Annotated in this window: 22 protein-coding genes and 1 riboswitch; of the genes, 14 read left to right on the top strand and 8 right to left on the bottom strand. The window is 71.6% G+C overall.

The window, feature by feature from the left end; genetic code table 11:
• The first annotated feature begins 304 nt into the window (after positions 1–304).
• From JYK04_RS06505 to JYK04_RS06495, 3 genes are all read left to right on the top strand, one after another.
• A complete protein-coding gene (locus JYK04_RS06505) occupies positions 305–1,678 on the top strand; it encodes a hypothetical protein (protein ID WP_189733829.1) in 1,374 nt (457 codons plus the stop codon).
• 628 nt (positions 1,679–2,306) lie between these two features.
• On the top strand, positions 2,307–3,779 hold the full coding sequence (locus tag JYK04_RS06500; RefSeq protein WP_189733826.1) for a sialidase family protein: 1,473 nt from the start codon (positions 2,307–2,309) through the stop codon (positions 3,777–3,779).
• A 324-nt stretch (positions 3,780–4,103) separates the two neighbouring features.
• Positions 4,104–4,577 carry a hypothetical protein gene (locus JYK04_RS06495; protein WP_189733823.1) on the top strand — a complete coding sequence of 158 codons (474 nt, stop codon included), beginning with the start codon at positions 4,104–4,106 and terminating at the stop codon, positions 4,575–4,577.
• Positions 4,578–5,053: 476 nt separating this feature from the next.
• Here JYK04_RS06495 and JYK04_RS06490 read toward each other — a convergent pair whose 3' ends face one another.
• Positions 5,054–5,401 carry a hypothetical protein gene (locus tag JYK04_RS06490; protein ID WP_202186041.1) on the bottom strand — a complete coding sequence of 116 codons (348 nt, stop codon included), beginning with the start codon at positions 5,399–5,401 and terminating at the stop codon, positions 5,054–5,056.
• A gap of 30 nt (positions 5,402–5,431) precedes the next feature.
• Here JYK04_RS06490 and JYK04_RS06485 point away from each other — a divergent pair, with 30 nt between their 5' ends.
• The gene (locus JYK04_RS06485; protein WP_189733819.1) at positions 5,432–5,623 is read left to right on the top strand and encodes a hypothetical protein; all 192 of its coding nucleotides are present in this window, start codon (positions 5,432–5,434) and stop codon (positions 5,621–5,623) included.
• 105 nt (positions 5,624–5,728) lie between these two features.
• On the opposite strand, the gene JYK04_RS06480 is transcribed toward JYK04_RS06485, so the two are convergent.
• The 3 genes from JYK04_RS06480 to JYK04_RS06470 form a co-directional block, all read right to left on the bottom strand.
• Positions 5,729–5,980, bottom strand: a complete 252-nt coding sequence (locus tag JYK04_RS06480; RefSeq protein ID WP_189733817.1) for a hypothetical protein — start codon at positions 5,978–5,980, stop codon at positions 5,729–5,731.
• Between the two features lie 173 nt (positions 5,981–6,153).
• Positions 6,154–6,285, bottom strand: a riboswitch (cobalamin riboswitch).
• A gap of 273 nt (positions 6,286–6,558) precedes the next feature.
• Entirely contained in the window at positions 6,559–7,560 is a 1,002-nt protein-coding gene (locus JYK04_RS06475) for a hypothetical protein (RefSeq protein ID WP_208809265.1), read from the bottom strand.
• Between the two features lie 1,592 nt (positions 7,561–9,152).
• Positions 9,153–9,617, bottom strand: coding sequence for a hypothetical protein (locus tag JYK04_RS06470; RefSeq protein ID WP_202186040.1), 465 nt, complete (start codon positions 9,615–9,617; stop codon positions 9,153–9,155).
• Between the two features lie 301 nt (positions 9,618–9,918).
• On the opposite strand from JYK04_RS06470, the gene JYK04_RS06465 reads away from it, so the two are divergent.
• Both JYK04_RS06465 and JYK04_RS06460 read left to right on the top strand, forming a co-directional pair.
• The gene (locus tag JYK04_RS06465; RefSeq protein ID WP_189748254.1) at positions 9,919–10,539 is read left to right on the top strand and encodes a TetR/AcrR family transcriptional regulator; all 621 of its coding nucleotides are present in this window, start codon (positions 9,919–9,921) and stop codon (positions 10,537–10,539) included.
• A gap of 188 nt (positions 10,540–10,727) precedes the next feature.
• Positions 10,728–11,189, top strand: a complete 462-nt coding sequence (locus JYK04_RS06460) for a hypothetical protein (protein ID WP_189748252.1) — start codon at positions 10,728–10,730, stop codon at positions 11,187–11,189.
• A gap of 99 nt (positions 11,190–11,288) precedes the next feature.
• Here JYK04_RS06460 and JYK04_RS06455 read toward each other — a convergent pair whose 3' ends face one another.
• Positions 11,289–11,951: a CBS domain-containing protein gene (locus JYK04_RS06455; protein WP_189748250.1), complete on the bottom strand. Its 663-nt coding sequence runs from the start codon at positions 11,949–11,951 to the stop codon at positions 11,289–11,291.
• A gap of 462 nt (positions 11,952–12,413) precedes the next feature.
• On the opposite strand from JYK04_RS06455, the gene JYK04_RS06450 reads away from it, so the two are divergent.
• The 5 genes from JYK04_RS06450 to JYK04_RS06430 all read left to right on the top strand — a co-directional run bounded on the left by JYK04_RS06450 (position 12,414) and on the right by JYK04_RS06430 (position 18,069).
• Entirely contained in the window at positions 12,414–13,490 is a 1,077-nt protein-coding gene (locus JYK04_RS06450) for a zinc-dependent alcohol dehydrogenase family protein (protein WP_189748249.1), read from the top strand.
• Positions 13,491–13,495: 5 nt separating this feature from the next.
• Positions 13,496–14,179: a helix-turn-helix domain-containing protein gene (locus tag JYK04_RS06445; protein ID WP_229876954.1), complete on the top strand. Its 684-nt coding sequence runs from the start codon at positions 13,496–13,498 to the stop codon at positions 14,177–14,179.
• Positions 14,179–14,940, top strand: a complete 762-nt coding sequence (locus JYK04_RS06440) for an HAD family hydrolase (protein WP_189748245.1) — start codon at positions 14,179–14,181, stop codon at positions 14,938–14,940. Before JYK04_RS06445 ends, JYK04_RS06440 begins: the two co-directional genes overlap by 1 nt.
• Positions 14,937–17,336, top strand: coding sequence for a glycoside hydrolase family 65 protein (locus JYK04_RS06435; protein ID WP_189748243.1), 2,400 nt, complete (start codon positions 14,937–14,939; stop codon positions 17,334–17,336). Before JYK04_RS06440 ends, JYK04_RS06435 begins: the two co-directional genes overlap by 4 nt.
• Before the next feature lie 136 nt (positions 17,337–17,472).
• Positions 17,473–18,069 (top strand): Rv1733c family protein, encoded by a 597-nt coding sequence (locus tag JYK04_RS06430; protein WP_189748241.1) that lies wholly within the window; start codon positions 17,473–17,475, stop codon positions 18,067–18,069.
• A 30-nt stretch (positions 18,070–18,099) separates the two neighbouring features.
• On the opposite strand, the gene JYK04_RS06425 is transcribed toward JYK04_RS06430, so the two are convergent.
• From JYK04_RS06425 to JYK04_RS06415, 3 genes are read right to left on the bottom strand one after another with little or no spacing between them, the layout of a single operon-like run.
• Complete coding sequence (locus JYK04_RS06425; protein ID WP_189748239.1) at positions 18,100–19,107, bottom strand: Acg family FMN-binding oxidoreductase; 1,008 nt, start codon at positions 19,105–19,107, stop codon at positions 18,100–18,102.
• Between the two features lie 24 nt (positions 19,108–19,131).
• Complete coding sequence (locus tag JYK04_RS06420) at positions 19,132–19,734, bottom strand: CBS domain-containing protein (protein WP_189748237.1); 603 nt, start codon at positions 19,732–19,734, stop codon at positions 19,132–19,134.
• A gap of 44 nt (positions 19,735–19,778) precedes the next feature.
• Positions 19,779–20,444 carry a CBS domain-containing protein gene (locus JYK04_RS06415; protein WP_189748235.1) on the bottom strand — a complete coding sequence of 222 codons (666 nt, stop codon included), beginning with the start codon at positions 20,442–20,444 and terminating at the stop codon, positions 19,779–19,781.
• Between the two features lie 249 nt (positions 20,445–20,693).
• Between JYK04_RS06415 and JYK04_RS06410 the strand changes: the two genes are divergently transcribed.
• From JYK04_RS06410 to JYK04_RS06400, 3 genes are all read left to right on the top strand, one after another.
• Entirely contained in the window at positions 20,694–21,602 is a 909-nt protein-coding gene (locus tag JYK04_RS06410) for a universal stress protein (RefSeq protein ID WP_189748233.1), read from the top strand.
• Positions 21,599–22,462 carry a universal stress protein gene (locus JYK04_RS06405; RefSeq protein WP_189748231.1) on the top strand — a complete coding sequence of 288 codons (864 nt, stop codon included), beginning with the start codon at positions 21,599–21,601 and terminating at the stop codon, positions 22,460–22,462. The genes JYK04_RS06410 and JYK04_RS06405 overlap by 4 nt, the downstream gene beginning before the upstream one ends.
• A gap of 142 nt (positions 22,463–22,604) precedes the next feature.
• The gene (locus JYK04_RS06400; protein WP_189748229.1) at positions 22,605–24,356 is read left to right on the top strand and encodes a sensor histidine kinase; all 1,752 of its coding nucleotides are present in this window, start codon (positions 22,605–22,607) and stop codon (positions 24,354–24,356) included.
• The last annotated feature ends 13 nt before the right edge of the window (positions 24,357–24,369 follow it).

Below are 24,369 nucleotides of genomic sequence, written 5' to 3'. Positions count from 1 at the left end.
GTCTCACCACGCAGGACGCCCTCGCCGGATCCGGCAGGCTCGAAAGGATCCTCGGCCATCAGGTGCGGCCCTGAACCGTCCCCGTAGACCGAGCCCCGCGCCGGAAGGGGGAGAACTCTCCCCTCTTCCAGTTGATCACGATGCGGTTACGGCGGAGAGAACTTCCAGGACCGGCGTCACACGCGGGCCGAAAAGCCAGCCTGTACCAGGTGAATGGCGGGATAGGCCCACCACCCCACCCTCCAGGAGCATCCAGTCGTGAATTCCGGCGGTCCTGAGCGCAATTGGCTGTGACACTTGCACAATGAGCCTGTTCGACGCTGATGCTTACGAGCCGGACGAGATGCTGCAGCACCCTCGGCATCTTGCGATGCAGCCCGTTCTGGTGTCGCTCATCGAGCAGTTGCGTGCGTGCCAGACGTTGGAAGACGGTGTGGTCTTCCAACGAGAACTGCTGACCCGTCTGTTGGACGTGGAGAAGGACCGCGACGGTCTGAAGCGCGCGATCGCCAGGATGCGCGTGCACAAGGCACCCCAACCGCAGGTTCCAGAGCCGCAGTCGGGCCGCGACCTCACCGAGATCAGTACCTGGGAGTTCGAGCATGACGTGTGCAAGCGTCTGGTCCGTCAACTCCGCTCGATCGGTGACGCGCTGGCCTGGCGCGCGTTCAGCTGTTACCGGCCGTTCATCCTCGCGCTCTCCCGCAACGACTCGCCCGGGCTCATGTATGGGAAGAAGGGCCTGCCAGCCGAGCTTGAGCGAGTGGAACAAGCATGGAAAGAGGATGGTGCATTCGCCCTCCTGCATGACTTGACCAACTGCCTACGCATCGGGGATGTCACGGTCTTCAATGACATGGGGCCACTCCAGACTGAGGAGGTCAAGACCAACCCGAGGAGCATCGACAAGAAGCAACTGCGGAGGATCAACCAGGCACGAGCTGCAGTACTTCACGGTGATGCCCTTCCCGGAGGTAAGGCTTCGGATGTCTTGTGTGACCTGGCCCTGCCGCTGCGCACCCACCTGGACCTCCTGCGCACGGCCACCGAAAGGGCCGCGGCAGACGGCGTTTACGCCATCGAGATCCCTGGGAGCCGGGCGCTCCTGGTCGTCGACCAGTACGGTCTGACCCAACTGGCCCTGCCGCACGAGCAGGCCATGGAACGCATGCGGGACTCCTTTGAGGAGGCGCTGGACCGCGCGGGCATCGGCCGACGCGCCAACAACGTCCATGCGACGAGCCTGGACACCACCGCGGTTGATCCGCAGCGGGTCCCCTGGGCCAACTATCCTCTGCACCCTGTCATCTGCGCTCGCATCATCGGCGACTACACCACGGTGAGCGTTGAGACATCCGGGCCCGCACTTGCCGAGCTGCTTCAGGTCGCCGGCCTGGGCGCCCGATGGGTCCGCCCACCTGGGAACACGGACCTCGAACCGGGTGAGGTGGTGATGGAGATCCACCAACCGGAGTACCTGCGGTCCGTTCTTCTGCCGGGCGGCATCCGGATGACCCCGGGCTGGACGCTGCAGATCCAGCGCTCCGCACTCGATCGTTACCTGATCGAATTGCTTGCTCCAGGCTCGTGGGTCGCAGGGATGAAGCACGTGCTCGCCGCGCGGCGGACCTGGAGGCCGTGGCCTCATTACCGCAACGAGCACGAGGTCTGGGTCTAGGGACAGGCACCCGGCTGACCAGCCCGGGGGCGTCTTGATCTGCACCTTGCAGCTCGGGTGGGCAGTTGGCGCGCGCCCATAGTCGTCGACCGTGCCCACGGCGGCGTACTGCGCTCGACTTCTGCTGAGCTGCTGTACCAAAGTGCCAAGAATAATGCGTCCCTCCGGTCAGAGTCGGGGAGGGATGGGTGGCATCGATGCAGGTCAGGGCGAATCTCCAGTGCCAACTAGCGACCTTGGTCACAACCGTCTCTTTCGGATCTTGCCGGACGCCGCGGGCCCGGCAAGATCCGGAAGAGACGGCCTAGGTGTGTTGAAGGCCGTCCCACTCCGCCAACCCGTCCGGCGCGCGGCCGACCCCGCCGGCATCGCCGACCGGTACGCGGCCCACGGCCGGCACGACCAAGGAGCCGACCGGCACGGTGCAGCCGCCGGTCGGCTCCGCCGTGCTCCTCGACGACCTCGGGGATGAACTCCGTCGTTCGGCCCATCAAGGGCACCGGCCGCAAGGCCGAAATGGACCAAGTGGAGTCGCCCCACCCTCGCGTTCCGGTACGCCTCCGCGCCCCGGGCCGCCCCGATGACGGCGGTCCCGTGCCCCAGCCGACAGGCCCGGAGGAGATCCCGCATGCGCGTCTTCCTGCCCCTCACCGCCGTCACCGCCGCCGCGCTCCTGCTCGTCACGGTCACCGGCGCGACTCCCGCCGCAGCGGACCGGAACCCCGACGGCCCACCACTGGTCAAGGTGTCCCACGGTGACCCGTACGCGAAGTGCACCATCGGAGCGAGGTCCCCCGACAGCATCGTCTACCCGGCCACCGAGGTCGAGCCGTACCTGTCCGTCGATCCGCGTGACCCCCGGCGCGTGGTCACCGTGTTCCAGCAGGACCGCTGGAACGACGGCGGCGCCCGGGGCCTGGTGGCCAGCTGGACCACGGACGGCCACACCTTCCACCGGAGCACGCTGCCGTTCAGCCTCTGCGCCCCCGGCGGCGCGGACTACGAACGGGCCACCGACCCCTGGGTGAGCACCGGACCGGACGGCACCGTCTACGCGAGCGGCGAGGGCGTCGACTTCACCAAGAGCACGCGCACCGCCCTCCTCGCCGCCACGTCCCGGGACGGCGGCCGCACTTGGCAGAACCTCACCACCACGCACGTCGACGAGCAGCCGTTCTTCAACGACAAGCCCTCGCTCACCGCCGACCCGATCCGCAACGGCACCGCCTACCAGGTCTGGAACCGCCTCGACAACGACCCGCCCGGCCCCAGCTCACTCGACGGTCCCGGCTACATCTCCGTCACCCGCGACGGCGGCCGCACGTGGAGCGGGGCCCGGCCCTTCGTCGACACCAGCACCGTGCCCAACACCCAGACCATCGGCCATCTGATCGTCGTCGACCGGCACACCGGCACCCTGTACGACTTCTTCGACCGGATCACCCACTCCGAGGACCTGAGCACCGTCGTCGAAGCCCGCTACGAGGTCGTCACCTCGACCGACGCCGGAGAGACCTGGAGCGCCCCGGTCACCGTGGCCAAGGACACCTCCGTACCGGAGGTCGACCCGAACGACCCCACCAAGCTGCTGCGCGCCGCGTCCACCCTGCCCAGCCCGGCCGTCGACCCGAAGACGGGCACGCTCTACATGGCGTACGAGGGCTCGGACTTCTCCGGCGGCAGGTTCGACTCCGTCCAGCTGGTGCGCTCCACCGACGGCGGACGCACCTGGGGAGCCCCGGAGCTGATCAGCCCGGAGGGCGTGCCGGCCTTCTCCCCGTCGGTCGCGGTCGACGAGCGGGGCACGCTCGCACTCACCTACTACGACCTGCGCTTCCTCGAGCCGGGCGACACCACCACCCTGCCCACCGCCTACCAGCTGGCCACCCTGCCGCACGGAGACCCTCAGCGGCGCACCGAACGACAGATCTCGCGGGTCTTCGACTGGCTGCAGGCACCGTTCGCCGGGGGCTACTTCCTCGGCGACTACCAGGGCCTGGTGGCTGACGGCAAGGGAGTACGGGCGGTGCTCACCGAGACCCACTCCGACGCACCACAGAACCGTACGGACGTGTACACCGGCAGTTTCCGCACCAGCTGACCGACGCGGACGCCGTCGGCCGGCCCGACCGCCGACGGCCGCAGTCAGGCCTCGTACCCGCAAACAGGGCCGGAAGTCCCTCCGGACGCCGGCTACGACGCGCCCGGGCCGACTTCGGCCGCACCGGGTGATGCACGAGCCGGTCCCGGTGCCGTGGATCCCCCGCCACTTGCGCGGGACCTCCGCCGGCCGTGGGAAAGACCGGCGTAACCGAACAGGCTCACCCCCGCCCGAGTCCGGCGGGAGTGCAGGAACTCCCGGGCCGTACGCAGGATCGTGCGACGATTCGTCGGCCGGCAGAGCCACGAGCGGGGATGAAGGACGATGAAGTACATCAACCTGGATGCGCAGGTGGGCGACCTGGCAGGCGTCATATCTCCTGCTCGGTACCTGGAGCGTCTGCCCTCGCTGGCTGACGATCTGCCGGTCGGAGCCAGGGGCTTCGCGACTGCCCCGGAGCATTACGACTTCTACGGCAAGCGGTGTGTGAAGGATCTGGCGGTCCAGTACGTCCGCACGGTCGGAGCCGATGACCAGCAGCTGGAGATCCAGTTCCGGCACAACTGCTGGAAGCACGACGAAGACCTCGTCATCCGCTATGCAGGCGTCTCCGGCTTCGATGCCGGAGGCGTGGAGAACGACAACTGGGCACACCTGGGGACCGTGATCCTCGACGAGGTCCTGCCCCACCGGAACGGGTGCAGCCACGAGATCGCGTTCTGGAGCGGCTCGCTCACCGTCGTCTGTCGTGACCTCGTCGCGACCTGGACCGAGGCTGACTGCCCCGACAAGTCATAGACCGGCAAGCCCTCCTGGGTCACGGGCTGGGTACCCCGTCCTGAACGGTGAAGCCCCTGTACAGGCGAGAATGGAAAGGGACGGGGGTAACGGAGATGGAATACCTGGTAGTCGTGGGGATCGGTCTCGCCTGGGGGCTCTTCCAGGCCTGGCGCGGCGGTGCATTCGGCGGCAGATCACCGCAGGGACAACGGCGCTCCCGATCACGGAACAACGACGGCATCGGCTTCTCCTGCGGGGATGGTGCGTCCTGCGGTGACGGCTCCTCCTGCGGTGGTGGCGGAGGCGACTGACACCACGACTCCTGCCGCGGGCGGGGACACGGCGCCGGTTCGTGGACGGTGGCTGCGGAGGCAAGGGCCGGCCCTTCGCGACAGCCCTTGCCTCACGCTGGACCGGCGGCGGGGCGCAGGGCTTCACCGTTCACGTCCCCCGTACGGCGGTCGGCCGCCCCGGCCCGGGCGTCCGGGGCGAACCTACGCAGGTCGCCGGCGTGAAAGCAGGGTCGCGGCACGCTCCGCGAGCAGAGGCATCAATCGCTCCCGCCATGTGTCGAGAGAGACCATTCCGCTGGACATGCCGCCGTGGGCGTACTGCTCCTGGTACACGGATGACGCCGGTTCGTCGGCGAGGTCAGTACCCACGAGCTCGCTGAACGCTGCCCGCAGCAGGCGGACCGCTTCGTCGACCGACTCCGGGACGTCCGTTCCGGACAGGTGATCGCGAAGGGCCCGCCAGACGTAGGGGTCGCCCCGCAGGCCCCACCTCTTCGGCTCCGGATCGAAGAGTTCCGCCATCTTCACGACCGCGTCATCATGTGCCATGGCGTCAGTCTCGCAGGGACGCACGCACCCTTGACCTACGGCTCCGGCGCCTTCGGGCAGGTACTCAGGCCCGAACGAGCCGCCCAGGGCCGCCCGCCCCAGTACGAGGAGCTGCCGGCCCGCGTCGACGGCACCCTCATGCCCAGCCGTACCGACCTGGCCGGTATCGCCGACCGTGCAGCTGCTGGCGGTGTCGGTTTCGGTAGGGGGCGAGGCCCGTGACGCTCTGCGCTGCCCTACCACGGGGCGCGGCAGGGCAAGGAGCGAGGGGACAGGGCCCGGCGGCCGCGCTCTTGCCGGATGCCTGCTTGGCGGCAGGCATCCCGCCTATCGGTTAGCCGCAGACTCGGTCGGGTGCGGTGGGGGCTGCACCGGGTTCGTGGCCGTCTGGCCGAACCCGGGGGTGAGTAGGACCGCGAGCACCGAAACGACGGCCGCAGCCCCCGCGATCGAGGTACCCAGGTCCCCACGGCCCTCGGCACCGTGGGCAGTGCGCGCGGTGTACTTGAAGACCGAGAAGCCCACGGCAAGGCCCACGAGGATGAGCAGGGCCGCCATCGGCGCGATCTGAATGGTCACGAAGTTCCTCCAGGCTGTGTGCGCCGTCGAACGGCGGCGACTCGTCTGCGTACGCAGACCTCAGCTCTTCCATGGAGTAACTCGGCGCGTTGACAGCAAGAGAGCCCGATCCATTACGGATCACGCCTTGTCTGTCCCACAGCCCAGCCAGGAAGAACCGGGCGCGTAAACGCTCGGCACATTCTTGGTCGGCAGGTCCTCGGACTACCGCCGAGTCGGGCGGTACACCGTTGTGGGACAGTTCCGGATTCACACCGGATTCCCCTGCGACGATCAACGGCTCGACTATACAAGCTTGTTCGCGGCCGCTGCGCTGGCGGCCGCCGTACAGCCGACGCGCAACGTCTACCTGCACGGGCGCGGGTACCGGCTCGTCGGACGGATCTGCGGCGGGCCCCGTGTCCGGCTACCGGTGGCTGGGCTGGATTCGGCTGCTCTGGTTGCGGTCCCCGGTCACGAGCGGAGTTCGTCGTTTCGTCGGGTGCGGGAGGTCTGCCGCACCCGACGAACGAGCCATGCGGCGCTGAGGCTGCCGAGGAATTCCGGCAACGCTGCCCGGGCAAGTGCCGACGTGGTGTTCACGCGGAACCTGCCACAGCTGCACGACGGCCTTGGTGTTGCAGGCCGAGTCGCCTGAGCTTGCGCATCACGCGCTCACCGACCTGAGCCGGCAGTCCGGTCGCGGCTGCGGCCTCCGACCACGATCCGCCGCCGAGCGCGAAGGCGCGGGCGACGTGTTGCTCGTCCTCCTTCAGACGGTCGAACACGGCACAGGCGTCGCGGCGGTCCGGGTACCAGGCCAGCGCCTCGTCGTCGATCTGGTACGACCCGGCCACCAGCTCATGCAACGCCTCGCCCGACGGGAGCCTGTGGTCCAGCATCCAGACTCGCCCGGGCCCGGTCTTGCGCTCCCACAGCGGTGTCAGCTGCCGGTGTACCGTCTGCGCTTCTCGGCGCAGATGGTGCAGGGTGCTGTCGCCGTCAGGTGGCTGCATGTCGAGGACGTCGATCCAGTTGCCGAGTAACGCGGTCGAGACAGCCTCCAGCCACTGCGGGTCGGTTCGTGCTACGCCCAGATAGGTCTGTGAGAAGGCGGCGACCGTCGGCTTCCAGTCGTTGTCGTCAGTACATTCCAGGATGGCCCTACGGGCCTGAAGAGCTGCGGCGACTGCTTCCTGTGCCTCCGCTCGCGGACCCGGGGCGCTCTCGGGTCGGCTCCGAAGCCCGAAGATGAGCAGTGTGCCCGCCACGAGTTGCACGTAGAAGGCGGCCAAGGGGGGAACGGGACGTGTGATGCGGGCAGCCAGTTCGCGTCCCAGTGCGTCGATGCGGGGCAACTCGGCGACGGGGCTCCCTGCCAGTGTGAGCCACTGACGTCCCGACGATGCGCAGCACACCAGCGGCGCGACGTAGAAGGAGGCGCCAGGAGTCGGCATCTGCGTCATCGTGTCGGGGTGCCGGCGAGCCACTGTAGAACCGATGCCCAGGACCAGGAAGGCGCGGGTCACATCGTGGGTTTGCCCGACGATCCGTGACAGTTTGGGAGCCCCGGTGAAGGCGGGCCACGTGTCGTCCGTCACGGAACAGTGGGTTGCCGGTGTGCAGTTCACGGTCGACTCCTCAGTTCTGTCTACAGCGTTCACTTCTCAGGCCCGGCACGGCGAGGATCTGTCAAAGAATCTTGAAGAGCACAGCTGTGGCCCCCATCACATCAGATGGCTCTCCTCGACTTCCCTCCCGGCCTCGCCGTCTTCGCGATCCGGGCTGTCCGGCTCCGGTACGAGGGTTCCGTTCCGTGCCGCCCGATGTCGACAGCCCAGGCCGAGCGCGCATCGAGGCCTATCGGGGACCTCGAAGCAGAACCGGACCATGCATTCAGGTCACTTGTAGCCCGCAATGGCCGGATCCGGCGGCAGACGGCCGGCTTCGGCCCTGGATACGTGGTCTCGGCCTTGCTTTTGGTCCACCGTCCGCGACCGGGGCGCGCTTCGTATCCCGCGGGTACGAGGGGCTTTCCAACCGGTGTGTCCTGGCTGACCCGGACGCGGGAGGGGGTGGTGCCCATACCTGGGCGTCATCGTAGGAAGAGGCCGTCGTGGCGGACACGGATCCGTTCGTTCGCGAGCGATTGGGTCCACGTCGCGGGGCTCGTGGCGTACACGCTCATGGGCCTCTACTACGGACCGGCGGCCAGCTCCACGTTGAGCCCAGCCCGTGGAGCTGACCGGCCGGGCCTGACGGGGTGCCGCAGCCGATGCTGCGGCACCCCGTACCCGCACCGTAGCCTCCCGGGGGAGATGGGCAAACGAATCGGGCCACGGAGTTGGTTGCGGCAAGGGGAAGGGTGAGCCAGCGGGTGGAACAGGTGCAGGTGGGTGATCCGGGTTCGCCGTCAGCCCAGCCGCGGCCGTTGGTCTGCCCGCCTCCCGGCCGACCGCCCCAGTGGTCGGCCCACAATGGGAACTCGGCCCGGCCGCCTGAGCCGCCATTGTCCACCAGGCCGCCGGCAGCCCTCCCGGACCGGAGCCGGATCGCGCTCAGCGGGTACGAGTTGGAGTTGAAGCCGGCCAAGGCCACCCGGGCAGGACCCGCAAGGCCTCAGCCGCGCCCCCGCGTGTGCTCCGACAGGTGATCGCCGCCACCGACCCCCTACGGTCATCGGCGCCCGCGCTGCCGCCCTCACCGGCAAGGCCGCACTCCTCGCTGGGAAGACGTCCCCGAGGCAGACGGCGACCAGCGCCTGCTCCGCGATCTCTGCCGGCCCGAGGTCACCACAGACCGGCCCCACGGCAGCTACGCCTCTACCTGGTCGGTCCGCGCCCGGTCCGGGCCCTGGCCGCCCACGGGCACGAGCCCACCGGGTCGACGTTCGTCCGGATCGACCGCCACGTCCGGATCGACACCCCGGTGTACTCCGACCGGCGCCGAAGGCATCGCCGATGTCGTCATGCGGGCCGCCCGCCGCGCCGGCCTCAGCGCCCGCCACGCCGGGAAGGACCCGCTGGAAGCCGCCCGGCACGGCGGCTGGGCGGACGGGTCCCGTGGATTCCGCCGGCGTAGGTGTGCGACTCGGGCGTGCGATGGGCTCCAGCCGCTGACCTGCTCCCGCTGGGTGTCCGTCAGCCATGCCGGTCGGTCGGCGCGCCGGCGGCGGTGAGGGTGGTGTCGCTGTTCATCGCTGCGTGCGGCGGGTGAGGCGGGCGGCGGCGAGGTGGAGCACGTTGTCGTTGGGGGTCCGGGGTGGGCTGTCGAGGGTGGCGGCGTGGCTGCGGAGCAACGAGATCAGGTGCCGGCCGGCCGATGGGGCTTCGGTGGGGTCGCCTCGGTCGAGGGCGGCGGTGAGCATGTCGGCGAGCTCGCGGGTGTGGTGGGCGAGGGCGTCGGCGGCGAGTCGGGCGGCTTCGGCCGGGCGGTGGCGGCGGGTGAGCTGCTGGGTGAGGGTGGCGAAGGCTTCCCCGGGCGGGGCGGGGAGGAGCTGTTCGGTGTCGAGCTCGTCGGCGAGGCGGCGCAGCATGGCGGCGGCGGTGGCGCGCGGGAGGTTGGAGCGGACGTCGGCGGGGCCCTGGTTCGGGAGGGTGACGATCAGGCGGTGGGTGTCGAGGGAAGCGAGGGTGACGGCGTCGGGTGTGCGGGTCACGGGGGTGGGGCTCCTGTCCGGGGTCGAGGTACTGCTCACGCACGCGGACACGGCGAGGGGCTGGAACGGCACCTGTGAGCTGTTGTGCGGGGCCCATGGGCGTGGGCGGAGTGGATGCGATGCGGAACGCGGCGACTGCGGTGCCTCCCGGGGTGGACCTTGGGTTCGGGGTCGTCGGCCGGGTTGCCGAAGACGAACGCGTTCCGTAATTTCCTCACATGTGGAAATTAATTTCAACGTATGCTGAAACTCTCACCGAGGGGAAGCCCCCTCCTGCAACCGTTACGGAAGGTGATGCGGTGTGACCGGTCGAGGCCCTCGGGGTGAACGCGGAGAGCAGGCAGACAAGATCGTCGCCGCCGCCCGCAGATCCTTCGCCACGCGCGGCTACGCCGCGACCTCACTCCGGGCGGTCGCTCAGGAGGCCGGTGTCGACCCCGGCCTGGTGAACTACTACTTCCGCACCAAGGCCGGGCTGTTGGAAGAGGTGATGCAGCCCCCCGAGGCGTTCGGCGCAGCCGTGGCCGCCGCCGCCGAACAGCCCATGGACCGGCGGGGGCACGCCTTCGTGGAGGCCGCCCTGAAGCTGTGGGAGGACCCCGTGTCGGCCGAGATCCTGCGCGCCGCCATCCTCACCGCCGCCCAGGAACCCGCCGCCCTGCAACGCCTGCGGCAGCTGTTCACCGAACTCGTACTGGCCGTCGTCTCCCACAGCCTGCCCGACACCGAACGCAACCTGCGGGCCAGCCTCATCTCCACCCAGATCGTCGGCATGGTCATGAACCGCTACATCTGGCAGATCGGCGCCATCGCCACCCTCCCCGCCCCCTCCGTCGTCGACCTCATCGCCCCCACCATCCAGCACTACCTCGCCGACCCCCTGCCCCCGAGCCTCGGCGGCGACAGCCGGAACCCGGGCTGACCCGACCGCTCCGGCGACCCCCGCCCACCGTTCCCCGGCGCACCGCAAAGCCGCCCTGGCGCGGCGCCGTTCGAGGCACCGACGGATGCCGCGAGCACAGACGGGACGGAGGCCGTGGGCACGGAAGGCCGGCAGCAAGGCATCGCACCTGCCGTTCTGCTACTGCTTGATGGAAACGGGGAAGGGACATGGACGTGGCAACGTGGGGACTGGTCCTGGAGACAACGGTCGGCTTGGGGGAGCGCAAACACACCGAGGCCTATGTCATGGCGCATGTGGAGGGTGGGCGGGAGGCGGCTCTGGCAGAGCTGGAGAGGCGGGCGCGTGCCTACACGCCGGAGCACCCCAGGAGCCCCAAGCGTCGTCGCCTCTTCCGCGACGGCGATGGATTCCTGCTGGTTGTCGACGGTGCATGGCAGTCCCACGCCACCCGTTTCTCCGTTGCCGAGCTCTTGGACGACACCGACCGTCCTGCACCGGCGGAACCGGCCGGCGACGCGTCGGTTCCGGAAGAGCTGCCGGCCACGCCGCCGACGCCGATATCGATGCCGGAGCTCCCGCCCCCGTCGCCGCCATCGGTGACGGGGGAGCGCGACGAGGACGGCGTGCCGGTGAAACCGGTGTGGCTGGGACGTACCGACCTGCCCTAAGGGGAGTCGCCGCGCGGCAGGGTCCACGGCCACGACCGTGACGTGCCGCTTCTACTGGTTCGACGGCGCGCGGTGCCCGTCTCGGGGAAGGGGTGGGGGTCAGGAGCTGTCGGCTCCGGCCGGGTGGTCGAGCCGGCAGTGGACGTCCACGATGCCCTCGACGGAGCGGGTGAGGCGTTCGGCCAGGGGGATCAGGTCGGCGTCCCGCACCTCGCCGGTCAGGGTGGCGATCCCTTGGGCCACGGTGACCCTGACGGCTTCACGGGAGAGGGGGAAGAGGCGGCCCACGACGGTGCGGCGGATCTCGGTGGCGAGTTCCTCGTCGGTGCGGAGGAAGACCTTGAGGAGGTCGGCGCGGCTGACGATGCCCTTGAGGGTGCCGTCGGCGTCGACGACCGGGAGGCGCTTGACGTGCCGGTCGGCCATGAGCCGGGCGGCCCGGGGCAGGGTGGCGTCGGGGCGGATCGTGACGGCCGGGGTGGTCATCAGGTTCTCGGCGCGGGTGGAGCCGGCCTTGGCGGTGTCGCCGAGACGGCGCATCTGCTCGATGAGACCCGGGCGGTGCTCGTGGAACTCCTCCTTGGGCAGGAGGTCGGCCTCGGAGACCACGCCGACGACGCGGCCCTCGCCCTCGATGACGGGGAGGGCGGTCACCTTCCACCGCTCCATCGCGGCGGCGATGTCCTTGAAGCCGGTCGAGGGGGTGACGGCGACGACCTTGACGGTCATGACGTCGGCGACGGTGTACGGGGTGGAGGTCATGGCGGGTCCTCAGCGTGCGTGGGCGAGCGGGGTACCGCTGCCGTGAGGGGCGAACAGGTCGGGGAAGGAGCCGGATCCGTGCGGCCGGGGACGTACGTGTCCAGGTCCGGGCTTTCGCGGCCAGCGCTTCGGGGAGGGTGACCCTCGTGTGCCTCCCACGCTCCGCGCCCGCCCTCCTCGCCGTGGACGAGGCCACGGAAGCCGGTCCCGGTTGCGACGCCGCAGGTCCGCGACACCCTGGAAGAGTCCACAGTCGACGAGGATCCGGGCGCGGGACACGGCCACAGCCTCCTTCCGGAACGGATGCCGGTCTCCACCGTCGCACCGGACCGGCCGGTCGGGAGGGGCCCGACCGGTCCCCGGTAGGGGCCGACCGGCCCAAGCGGGACGGAGACGCGGGGGCGCAGCCTGACCGTGACCCCCTCCCGCAGAGCACCGAGCACACAGAGAGAAGGCCGCGCCATGAAGGCTCTCGTCTTCCACGGGCCCGGGCAGACCTCCTGGCAGGACGTCCCGGACCCTTCCGTCAAGGACGCCGCCGACGCCATCGTCCGGGTGGACGCCGTCACCATCTGCGGCACCGACCTGCACATCATCAAGGGCGACGTCCCCGACGTGACGCCCGGACGGATCCTGGGCCACGAGGCCGTCGGAACCGTCGTCGAGACCGGCGGAGACGTCCGCAGTGTCCGCCCCGGCGACCGCGTCCTGATCTCCTGCATCTCCGCCTGCGGCCGCTGCCGCTTCTGCCGTGAAGGGCACTACGGCCAGTGCCGGGGAGGCGGCGGCTGGGTCCTGGGCCACACCATCGACGGCACCCAGGCCGAATACGTACGCGTCCCCTTCGCCGACCTCTCCGTCCACCCGCTGCCCAGCGCCCTGGCCGGCCACGACGCCGTACTGCTCGCCGACATCTTCCCGACCTCCTACGAGGTCGGCGTGCTCAACGGCAACGTGCGCCCGGGCGACACCGTCGTCGTGGTCGGTGCCGGACCCATCGGCCTGGCCGCCATCGCCACGGCACAGCTCTACAGCCCCGGGCGGATCATCGCCGTCGACCTCGCCGCCGCCCGGCTCGCCGCCGCGCGTGACCTCGGCGCCGATGCGACCGCGAGCGCCGACGAGGAGCCCGAGCGGCTGGTGGAGGACCTCACCGACGGGCTCGGGGCGGACACGGTCATCGAGGCCGTCGGCGTGCCCGAGGCGTTCGAGATGTGCACGCGCATGGTCCGCCCGGGCGGGCGGGTCGCCAACATCGGCGTCCACGGCAAGCCCGCCGTCCTCCACCTCGAAGACCTGTGGATCAAGGACGTCACCATCACCACCGGCCTCGTCGACACCCACTCCACCCCCATGCTGCTGCGCATGATGGCCGCCGGCCGCCTGCCCGGGGCCGCGATGGTCACCCACCGCTTCGAGCTGGACCAGATGGAAGAGGCGTACGACGTCTTCTCCCGCGCCGGCGAGACCGGCGCCCTCAAGGTCGTGCTCGGCGGACCCCAGCACGACACGGTCGCCGTACCGCCGCAGGAGCGGTGAGCGCCGTGAAGAACACGCCGAGCACCACACCGCAGGAGTCCGGCAGGACGGCCGGACGCACCGACCTGGGCCGCCGCCTGGCGGCCCGCCGTGAAGCCCTGGGCCTGAGCCGCGAGGAACTGGGGCGTCGGTGCGGCGCCGACGGCCACTACATCGCCTACCTCGAAGAGCACGCCGCCAGTCCGTCCATCGGCACGCTCGTCCGCATGGCCGACGCACTCGGTGTCACCGTCGACGACCTGACCGGCGCCGGCGCCGACCGCGTCGCCGGCCGGGCCACCGCCCGGCGCGGCAGCGCGCTCGTCCCGCTGGACGAGACCGAATGCAGGCGGCTGCTGAACACGCACGGCGTGGGCCGCATCGGCGTCTTCACCTCCGAAGGCCCGGCCGTCCTCCCCGTCAACTACCTGATCGCAGGTACCGACATCGCCTTCCGCACCTCCGCGGAAGCCGTCACGGCCGCAGCGGCAGGTACCGAGGCCGCCTTCGAGATCGACAACATCGACGACGTGACCGCCACCGGCTGGAGCGTACTGGCGGTGGGCGAACTGGCCGCCGTCACGGACCCGCCCGAACTCCACCGCCTCGGCACCACGGCCCGGTCGCAGCCCTGGGCCGGCGGCCCGCGCGACCACTGGATGAAGCTCACCCCCGCCCGGATCACCGGCCGGCGCGTGGTGCACGACTGATGAACGGCCTGCGTGCGGTCGTCTTCGACACCGACGGAGTGCTCCTCGCCACCGCGGACCGCCACGCGGCCGCCTGGCAGGAGACCTTCGACGGCTGCCTCCCCGCGTGGCCGCCACCGCACGCCGGTGTCCGACCGCGCCCGTTCGACCCCGTCCGCGACTACCGGGACCTGGTCGACGGCCGCTCCCGCCTCGACGGCGTACGCGCCTTCCTCACCGCCCGCCACATCGACCTCCCACCCGGAACGCCCGAGGATCCGCCCGGTTGCGCCACCGTCCACGCGGTCGCCGCCCGGAAGGAGGAGGTCTTCACCGCGATGCTGCGGACCGAAGGCGTCCGTGCCTTCGACGACGTGCGGCCCGCGCTGCGGGAACTGCGGGAGAGGACGATCCGGTGCGCAGCCGTCTCGGCTTCCCGGCACGCCCGCTCCCTCCTGGAATCCGCAGACCTCATCGGCTGCTTCGACGCACTGGTGGACGGCCGGGACGCGGCCGCACTCGCCCTCCCGGGCAAACCCGACCCCGCCCTCTTCCTCGAAGCCGCCGGCCGGCTCGGCGTCACCCCCGCGCACACCGCCGTCGTGGAGGACGCGCTCGCAGGTGTCGAAGCGGGGCGGCGAGGCCGCTTCCGCCTGGTGGTGGGGCTCGACCGCGAGGACGACCCGCGCACGGGGGACGCCCTGCGCGCGCACGGCGCTCAACTCGTCCTTCCCGGCCTCGGCGGACTGCCCGCCGCCCTCGAAGGGGGCCGCCGCCCGTGAACACGCCCTGGCGCTGGGATTACCACCGCTACGACCCCAAGGCCGAGCGGCTCGTCGAGTCCCTGTGCACCCTGGGCAACGGCCGCTTCGCCACCCGGGGTTCGGCCCCCGAGAGCGTCGCCGACGACATCCACTACCCGGGTACGTACCTCGCCGGCTGCTACGACCGGCTCACCTCCGCCATCGGCGGACGAACGGTCTCCAACGAGGACATGGTCCGGCTGCCGGACTGGACCGCCCTGCGGTACCGCTGCCTGCCCGAGGGCGCACCGCCCGGCGACTGGCTCACGCCCGACCACCCGACCCTGAGCCACAGCCACGTATCGCTGGACCTGCACGCCGGTACGCTCACCCGCCGCATGCTCTTCCACGACGCCGAGGACCGCCGCCTGGGCGTCACGCACACCCGTCTCGTCCACATGGGCGACCCGGTCCTGGCCGCGCAGAACACGGTCTTCAGGGCGTACGGCTGGAGCGGCAGGATCGAGATCGAGTCCGTACTCGACGGCGACGTCACGAACGCGGGCGTCGACCGCTACCGCGCGCTGGCCGGGCGGCACCTCGTCGGACACCGGGCCGGGGTGCGGGCCGAGGGCACCGCCTGGCTGTCCTGCACCACCCGCACCTCACGGGTTCGGATCGGGCTCGCGGTCCGGACGACAGCACGTCCGCTGGCGCCGGTGGGCCGGGCATGCACCGCGACCGCCGCCACCCAGACCTTCGTCCTGCCGATCAGGCGGGCCGCCCAGGTCGTCGTCGTGAAGACCGCCGCCCTGTGCACCTCCCTCGACCGCCCCCCGGCCGATCCCCTGAGCCGGAGCATCGACCGTGCCGTACACGCCCCGGACTTCCCCCACCTGCTGGCCTCCCACCGGGCGTCCTGGCAACGCCTGTGGAGCGAAGGGGAGGTGAAGGCGCCCGGCGAGACCGGCAGCGTGCTACGGCTGCACGCCTTCCACGTCCTGCAGACCCTCTCGCCGCACACCGCGGAGCTCGACGCCGGAGTCCCGGCCCGCGGCCTTCACGGCGAGGCGTACCGGGGACACATCTTCTGGGACGAGCTGTTCGTCCTGCCCTACCTCGCCCTCCACCTCCCCGAGACCGCCCGCGCCCTGTTGATGTACCGGCACCGACGGCTCCCGGTGGCACGGGAGGCCGCCCGCCGCGCCGGGGCCAGGGGAGCGATGTTCCCCTGGCAGAGCGGCAGTTCCGGAATCGAGGAGACACAGCGGCTGCACCTCAATCCGCGCTCCGGCCGCTGGCTGCCCGACCACTCCCACCTCCAGCACCACGTGGGGTCGGCCATCGCCTGGAACGTGTGGCGGTACGGGCAAGCCACCGGTGACACCGGCTTCATGCGCGGCCCCGGAGCCGAACTCCTGCTGAACACGGCCGACTTCTGGGCCGGCGAGGCGACCTGGGACAGCGGCCTCGGCCGCTACCGGATCCGCGGCATCGTCGGCCCGGACGAATACCACGACGCCTACCCGGACGCCGCCACACCCGGCATAGACGACAACGCCCACACCAACGTCACCGCCGCGTGGGTGCTCGCCCGCGCCCTCGAACTGTACGGGGAACTCCCGGCGGCCCGACGCGCCGAGCTCCTCGCACAACTCGGCATCGGCCCCGACGACCTCCGCTCCTGGGAGGACCTCTCGTACCGCTTGTACGTGCCGTTCCACCGGGACGTGATCAGCCAGTTCCACGGCTACGGGGACCTCGCCGAGCTCGACTGGGACGGCTACCGCGCCCGGTACCACGACATCCGCCGACTGGACCGCATCCTGGAAGCCGAGGGCGACACCCCCAACCGCTACCAGGCCTCCAAGCAGGCCGACACCCTCATGCTCGGATACCTCTTCCGCCCCACCGAACTCGCGTCACTGTTCACCCGGCTCGGATACCGCCTCGACGACGACCTCTGGCGCAGGACGGTGGCCTACTACCTGCGGCGCACCTGCCACGGCTCCACGCTCAGCAGCCTCGTACACGGCTGGGTCCTCGCCCGGCAGCAGGGCCCGGATGCCTGGCGCTACTGCCAGGAAGCCCTGCTCGGCGACATCACCGACGTCCAGGGCGGCACCACCGGCGAAGGGATCCACCTGGGCGCCATGGGCGGCACGCTCGACCTCGTCGAACGCGGCATCGTCGGACTCGAACCCCACGGCGACGGCCTGCACATCGACCCGGTGCCCCTGTCCGAGGTGCCCCGGTCCTCGTTCTCGATCTCCTACCTGGGGCACCGGGACATCCGTATCCGCCTCCGGCCCGGCCGGATCGGCATCAGCGTCCCCCCGTCGCTCCTGGGCCCGGTGCCCCTGGTCCTGCCCGGCGACCGCAGGGAAGACGTCGCCGCGGGCCGGGAGCGGTGGTTCCGGCTGTTCAAGGGCTGACCCGGCAACCGCCGCGGTCCCGCGAGAGCCGCCATCGGGAGGGCCGGACGGCCCCCGCAGGGATCCGTCCGGCCCAAGCGGACCAGCGGCCGGCTGCGCCACAGTGGCATCAGCCGGACCGGCACGGAGGCGCGCCATGTACCGACGGAGGAAGAGGACCCGGGGCAACCCGCTCAGGCGTGCTGCCGACCGCGCCCGGACCCGTATGCACGCCGCCTTCGCGCTGACCTGTCTGCTGGCCGTGATCGCCGGTGTCGCCCTCGGCCGGGCCACCTGGACGGACGGCCGGCGCGCCGCCGAGGACAGCGCGCGCCACCGGCACACCGTGACGGCCACCACGGTCGGGAAGACGGCCTACCGAGCCGGTGACCGGCCGAGCGGTCCGCCGTCCACCGTGGCCACCGCCACCTGGTACTACCCCGCCCACCGCACGCACACGGCAACCGTCCGCGTTCCGGCAGCGACCCGTAGCGGTGACACGATCCGCGTGTGGGTCGACGACGACGGCAGGGCGGCCACCGCGCCGCCCGACCAGGCCCACATCGCCCTGAACGCGGCGGCGGCCGGCGTCGGTGCGCTGGCCGCAATCGTGCTCGTCGGCGGCGCCGCCGTCACCGTGCGCCTGCGCATCGTGGACGCGCGCAGCGCACGGGCCTGGGCAGCCGAGTGGGCGGACATCGAGCCCTTCTGGTCCGGCCGCCTGCGCCCGGGCCAGGGAGCCGGCGACGACTGAGACCGGCGCCGGCCCCGACCTCGGCACGGCCTACGGCAGCTCCCGGATCTCCCGGACTTCCAGTACCTCGGACACCGGGCGGCGCGGTGTGGCGGGCCCAGCGGGACCGTAGCCGAGGCGGAGGACCATCTGGACATGTCCCACGGCCGCGACCGGATCGCGGACCGTCCACCGCAGCTCCGGCCATTCCAGGGGCTGGGAGGTCATCGAGGTGGCGAGGCCGTCGGCAGTGGCCTGCAGAAGGACACGCTCCAGCGCCTGGCCGGCGTGCAGCCAGTCGGTTCTCGTGTCCCCCGAAGTACCGAGCAGGGCCAGCTGCGGCCGCTTCTCGAACACGGCCCAGCCGCGATCCGGCACCGGCCCGGCCCGACCGAAGTCGCGTACGGGGGCGGGGCCCGCGGAACTCCTCGGCCCGAAGGCGGCGGCGGGAACGCCGTCGCGACGCCCGCCCGTGGCGCCCCGCACGCGGGAGGTCCAGGCCGCGGTCTCGGCCCGGACGAGCGGATCGATCTCCTCGCGGTGTTCCGCGTCCCGCACCAGCCCGAGCACGGTGTCGATGTGCCACGTGTCCGGGACGGTCAGCCGGCAGCCCTCCATGCGGGCCGCTGCCGCCAGGCCGTCCAGCAGCGCATCGGGCACCGGATCGTCGCCGAAGGGGTACCGGCTGGTGCGGCGACGCCGGACGGCGTCGTGCAGGGAGGCCAACTCGCGCTCCTCACCCGCGGTTCCGTCGAAGGCCACCGTGGCGAGCAGCCATGGCTCGGAGTCGTCCGGCAAGAGCCGTACGCGGACCGGGAGGCCGTTCCAGGCCGCGGACACGCGCAGGTTGAACAGCGCCGCGGCACAACCGAGGTGGAGGGCGCGGTGGTTCGGGTCGGTGCGCGTCATGGCGCGTTCCGGATCGCCGTACAGGGCCAGGACTCCACTGCCCGCCCGGAACACGAACTTCCACGGCTGGGCGTTGTGCATGGACGGGGCGGTGACGGCGTCGTCGACGAGCCGCGCCACGGTGGCGGGGTCGAGGTGTGTTGCGGTCATGGGACTGGTCCTGTCTGTGCGGCCTCACGCGGGTACCGGGGTGGTGAAATCCGCCTTGACGTCAACGACTCCCGGTACGGTGCCGGCGGCGCGCACGACGACGTCCGCCATCGCCGGGTCCGGCAGCGACCCGTGCAGGTACGCGATGCCGTTGGCGACGTGGACGTACACCTCGGCGGAACCGTGCGGGATCAGCTGGTACGTGATCAGCTCGCGCACCTCGGCGCCGATGTCGCTGTCGGGGCGCAGGAAGACCTTGAGCAGGTCGCCCCGGCTGACGACGCCGACGAGGCGGCCGTCGCCGTCGACCACGGGAAGGCGCTTGAGGTGTCCGCGGGCCATCAGACGGGCCGCGGCGGGGATGGTGGCCTCCGCCGTGACGGTCACGGCCGGGCGGGTCATCAGCTGTTCGGCGGTGGTCTCGTGGGCCGTGCCGGGGCCCTGGGCCTTGAGCAGCAGGTCGGCCTCGGAGACGACGCCGGCCACCTGCCCGTCCCGGGCCACGACGGGGAGCGCGCTGACGTTCCACATCCGCAGGGCCTCCACGACGTCCTTGAACGCGGTTCCTCGCTCGACGGAGATCGCGGCGTGTGTCATGACGTCCTCGACGGTGCGCAGGTGCTTCATGGCTGCGACTTCCTTCGTGTTCTTCCGTACGGTCCGGCGCGGCGTCACCACGGCATCGCGCGGCGGGCGCGCCCGGCGTGAGCGGTTGCCGTGTCGTCGGTGCGGGCGGTGACCCGTGATGCCACCGCGACGACCCCGTCGAGGTGCTCGACGAGGCCGAGCAGCGCAGCGAGCTGACTTCGGCGCTCGACACCGCCGTCCAGGGTGACGATGCCGTCCACCACGTGGACCTCGACGTCATCGGCCGGCACGCCCAGTACCTCCACGACTACCTCGTCGGTGACGCGTCGGCGAATCTCGGAGTCCGGGCGCAGGAACGTGCGGAGCAGGTCCCGGCGGGTGACGATCCCGACGAGCCGGTCCTCCACGTCCACGACGGGGAGGCGTTCGATGCTCCGGCGGGTCATCAGCCGTGCGGCGTCGGCCACCGTCTCTTCGGCGTGGACGGTCACCGCGGGCGCGGACATGACGTCGCCCGCGGTGGGCGGCCCGGTCCCCGAGCCGTTCCAGCCCGCGGACCGGTCGCCCGCCGCGTGGGCCAGCAGGTCCGTCTGGGAAACGACGCCCACCACACGGTCCTCGTCGTCCAGGACGGGGACCCCCGAGATGTCGTACTGGGCGAGGAGCTTCGCGACGTCCTTGAAGGCGGTGACCGGGGCCACGGAGACGACCTCGTCGGTCATCAGGTCCGCCACCTTGATGCGCTTCATGAGGTCCTCCTGCTCCGCCGCGCCACGCGAGGCCGGTGTCCGGTGCCAGTCGTGCCCCCACCATCCGCCGGAGCCCGCCCCGTGTTCGAGGGCCGAACGGTCCCGTCCCGGGGCCCGGAAGGGTCCCGGCGACACGGGGGCGAAGGGGACCTTCGGCCCCGTCGACGGCCCCGGGCGGCCCTCCTCCCGGAGCACCGGCGGTGCCAGCGTGAAGGGTGTCCTTCATCGGATCCTCGGTTGGGAGGAATCGTGGAAAGCACATTCCGCACCCCGGACACCAGCTCGGTCACCGTCGGCGTGGACGGCTCCGAGCCGGCGCGCACCGCAGCCCTGTGGGCTGCCAGGGAAGCCGTACGCCGGGACCGCCCCCTGCACATCGTCTACGGGGCCGACACCGAAGGCAGGTCCCTGTACCTGTCGGCGGAAACCGTCGAACGGGTCCGCTTCAACGGCCGGGAGCTGCTGGACGACACGGCGAAGGCCGTGGCGGCCGAGTACCCCGGCCTGAACGTGACCACCGAGTTCAGCCGGGCCGACGCGGTCACCGCGCTGCACCGGGCCGCCGGCCGCCACGGCACGGTCGTGGTGGGCAACCGAGGCCTGGGCGGATTCAACTCCCTCCTGCTCGGATCGGTAGGGCTGGGTACGGCGGCCATCGCCATGACCCCCGTCATCGTGGTCCGCGGCACCCCCGGAGCCGAGGAGGCCGGCACCGTCCTCGCAGCCGTGCGCGACGAGCACGACCTCCGGATCGCCCGGTACGCCGCCCGGGAAGCCGAGCTGCGCAAGGCCTCCCTGCGGCTGCTGCACGTCTGGAACATCCTCCAGTCCGTCGGCGAGGTGGTCAGCATGCTCGACGGCATCGACGAGATCGCGAGCGGGCACGAAGAGACCCTGCGGGCCGCCACGGACGTGATCCGCGGCGAGTTCCCCGACCTGGACGTGCAGGCCGACGCGGAGAAGAGCGTCTCCGTCGCCGGTGTCCTGGTCGAGGCGTCCCGCCACGCCGACCTGCTCGTCATGGGCGGCCGCCGGGCCCCCGGGCCCCTCGGGCTCGCCCCCAACCTGGGCAAGGCCACGCACAGCCTGCTGCACCACGCACACTGCCCCGTCCTCCTCATCCCCCGGACCGGCGGAGATTCCGGGAGCCAGGCATGAACGGCCGCCGGTCGGGAAGCCACGGCATCGTCGTGGGCATCGACCCGGACCGGGAGTGGCACCTCCCCCTGGCCTGGGCCGCCGACGAAGCCCACCGGCGCAGGCTGCCGCTGCGCCTGGTCCTCGCGGTACCGTCCCGGCACGACGCCCATCACGTCGACGACACCCCCGGGCAGATCGCCCTGCGCCGGGCCGGGGCCGACCTGCTCGAAGCCGCGTGCGGCTGGGTGCGCGACCGCCACCCCGAGGCGCGCGTCACCGGCGAGCTGCTGGGAGGCTCTCCCGCCCCGGTCCTGGGCGGCGCGGCGCGGGACGCCCGCATGATCGTCCTCGGCTCCCGGCACCTGAGCCGCACCGCGGAGTTCCTCAGCGCCGGCTCGCTCGTGGTCCCCGTCACGGCCCAGGCCCACTGCCCGGTCGTCGTCGTGGGCGACGCCGAGCACATCAGCCTGCAGCCGCCCTACGTCGTCGCGGGGATCGACGGCAGCCCGACCGCCACGGCCGCGCTGGCCTTCGCCTTCGACGAGGCAGACCTGCGCGGGGCCACGCTGCGCGTCGTCTGCGTGTGGCAGCCGCCGCTGATCATGTCGGACGGGGCGGAGGAGGCGCTCCGGGCCCAGCGCGCCCTGCTCTCCGAGGCCACCGCCGGCCTGTCCGAGAAGTACCCGGACGTGCGCGTGACCCGCGAGGTCCTCACCGGCCACCCGGTCGAGGAACTGGCCCGGGCCGCCGAGCACGCCCTGGCCGTCGTCGTGGGCCGCCGCGGCCGAGGGGGGTACACCGGCATGCGGATCGGATCCGTCGTCCACGGCCTCCTGCACCGTGCGCACTGTCCGGTGATCACCGTGCCCACCGACTGACGCGGGCCGACGCGGGCCGACGCGGACCGGGGCCGACCGCCGACCGGCCCGGTGCGGTCGCGACGAGTGGGAAGGTCCTCGGGCCCGGAGCTACGGTGGAGGCGGCGGCCCTGCCGCCCTCGTTGCCGGCCGGAGGTGGGGCATGAGCGCAGGCGACCAGCCCGCCCGGAGCGGTGTCCCACGGCTGCGGCTCGACGAGCTGCTGGACGAACTCCAGGTGCGGATCGACGAGGTCAGGGGCACCCGCGACCGGCTGAACGGCCTGCTCGAAGCCGTCATGTCGGTGGGCCGGGAACTCGACCTGCCACAGGTCCTGCACGGCATCGTCGAGGCCGCCGTGCAGCTCGTGGACGCCGAGTACGGGGCCCTCGGCGTCATCGGGGACGACAAGAAGCTGGCCGCGTTCCTGCCCGTCGGCATCAGCGACGGCCTGCGCAGGCAGATCGGGGACCTGCCGTCGGGCCACGGCATCCTCGGCGAGCTGATCCGCCACCCCGAGCCGCTCCGGCTGTCGGAGCTGTCCGAGCACCCCGCCTCGTACGGGTTCCCGCCCCACCACCCGGCGATGCACTCCTTCCTCGGAGTGCCGGTCCGGGTCCGCGAGGAGGTCTTCGGCAACCTCTATCTGACCGAGAAGCGCGGCGGAGCCGAGTTCGACGCCGAGGACGAGGCGGTGCTGTCCACCCTCGCCGTCGCAGCCGGCATCGCCATCGAGAACGCCCGGCTCTTCGAGGAGGTCCGGCTGCGCGAGCGCTGGCTGGAAGCCGGCTCCGACATCACCAGCGCCCTGCTCTCCGGAGCCCCCGAGGACGAGGTCCTCCACGGCATGCTGGAGCGGTCCACGGACATCACCGGCGCCGACATGGGCGTCTTCTACCTGCTCGGCTCCGCCGGTGAGCTGAGGGGCTCGATCGCCCTCGGGGAGGGAGCCGAGGCGCACCGCGGGATCGTCCTGCCCAGCACCCGGGGCACTCTCGCCGAGGCCGCACTGGCCCGCGACGGCCTCGTCACGGTCCCCGACGTGGCGGCCGACGAGCGCGTCACCGTGCAACCGGAGCGATGGACGGGCTTCGGCCCGGCGGTCGCCGTCACCGTCGGCACCAAGGAACGGCTCAGCGGCGTCCTGATCCTGGCCCGCCGGCACGGCCGCCCCCTGTTCGCCACCGCCGAAATCGCCGCACTGCCGGGGTTCGCCGGCCAGGCCGCCCTCGCGCTGGAGCTTGCCGACCGGCGCCGCGACGCCGAGCAGATGAGCCTGCTGGAGGATCACGACCGCATCGCCCGCGACCTCCACGACCTGGCGATCCAGCGCCTCTTCGCCACCGGCATGACCCTCCAGAGCGCACAGCGCTTCGTCGACCATCCCCAGGCGTCCGAACGCCTCGCACGCGCCGTGGACGACCTGGACGCCACTATCAAGATCATCCGCTCCACCATCTTCGGACTCCGCGCGCACGAGGCCCCCGGTGAGGCGTCCACGCTGCGTACCCGCCTCGTCCGGGCCCTGGACGCGGCCGCTGCGGTCCTGGGCTTCGCCCCGGCCCTGCGGATGGAGGGGCTGATCGACACCGGCGTACCGCCGGCCGTCGCGGACGAGGCCCTCGCCGTGGTGGGGGAAGCCCTCACCAACGTCGCCCGCCATGCCGGGGCCACCCGGGCAGAGGTCTCGATCGCCGCGGCCGGGGGGAACCTGACCGTCACCGTGACCGACAACGGGGTCGGCCCGTCCGCGGGCGGCCGGCGCAGCGGATTGCGGAACCTGGCCGAGCGGGCCGAAAGGCTGGGCGGCCGGATGGCGGTCGCGGGGCGGGGCGACGGGGAGCGGGGCACCTGCCTGGAGTGGCAGGTGCCGCTGGCCCCGCCGACGGCGACGGGACGACCGCCGATGAGGTGACCGACGGCAGGGC

The organism is Streptomyces nojiriensis (assembly GCF_017639205.1).
In the GTDB taxonomy this organism is placed as follows: Bacteria; Actinomycetota; Actinomycetes; order Streptomycetales; family Streptomycetaceae; genus Streptomyces; species Streptomyces nojiriensis.
Note: the sequence above shows the minus strand (reverse complement) of the source record. Positions and strands in the feature narration are given on the sequence as shown.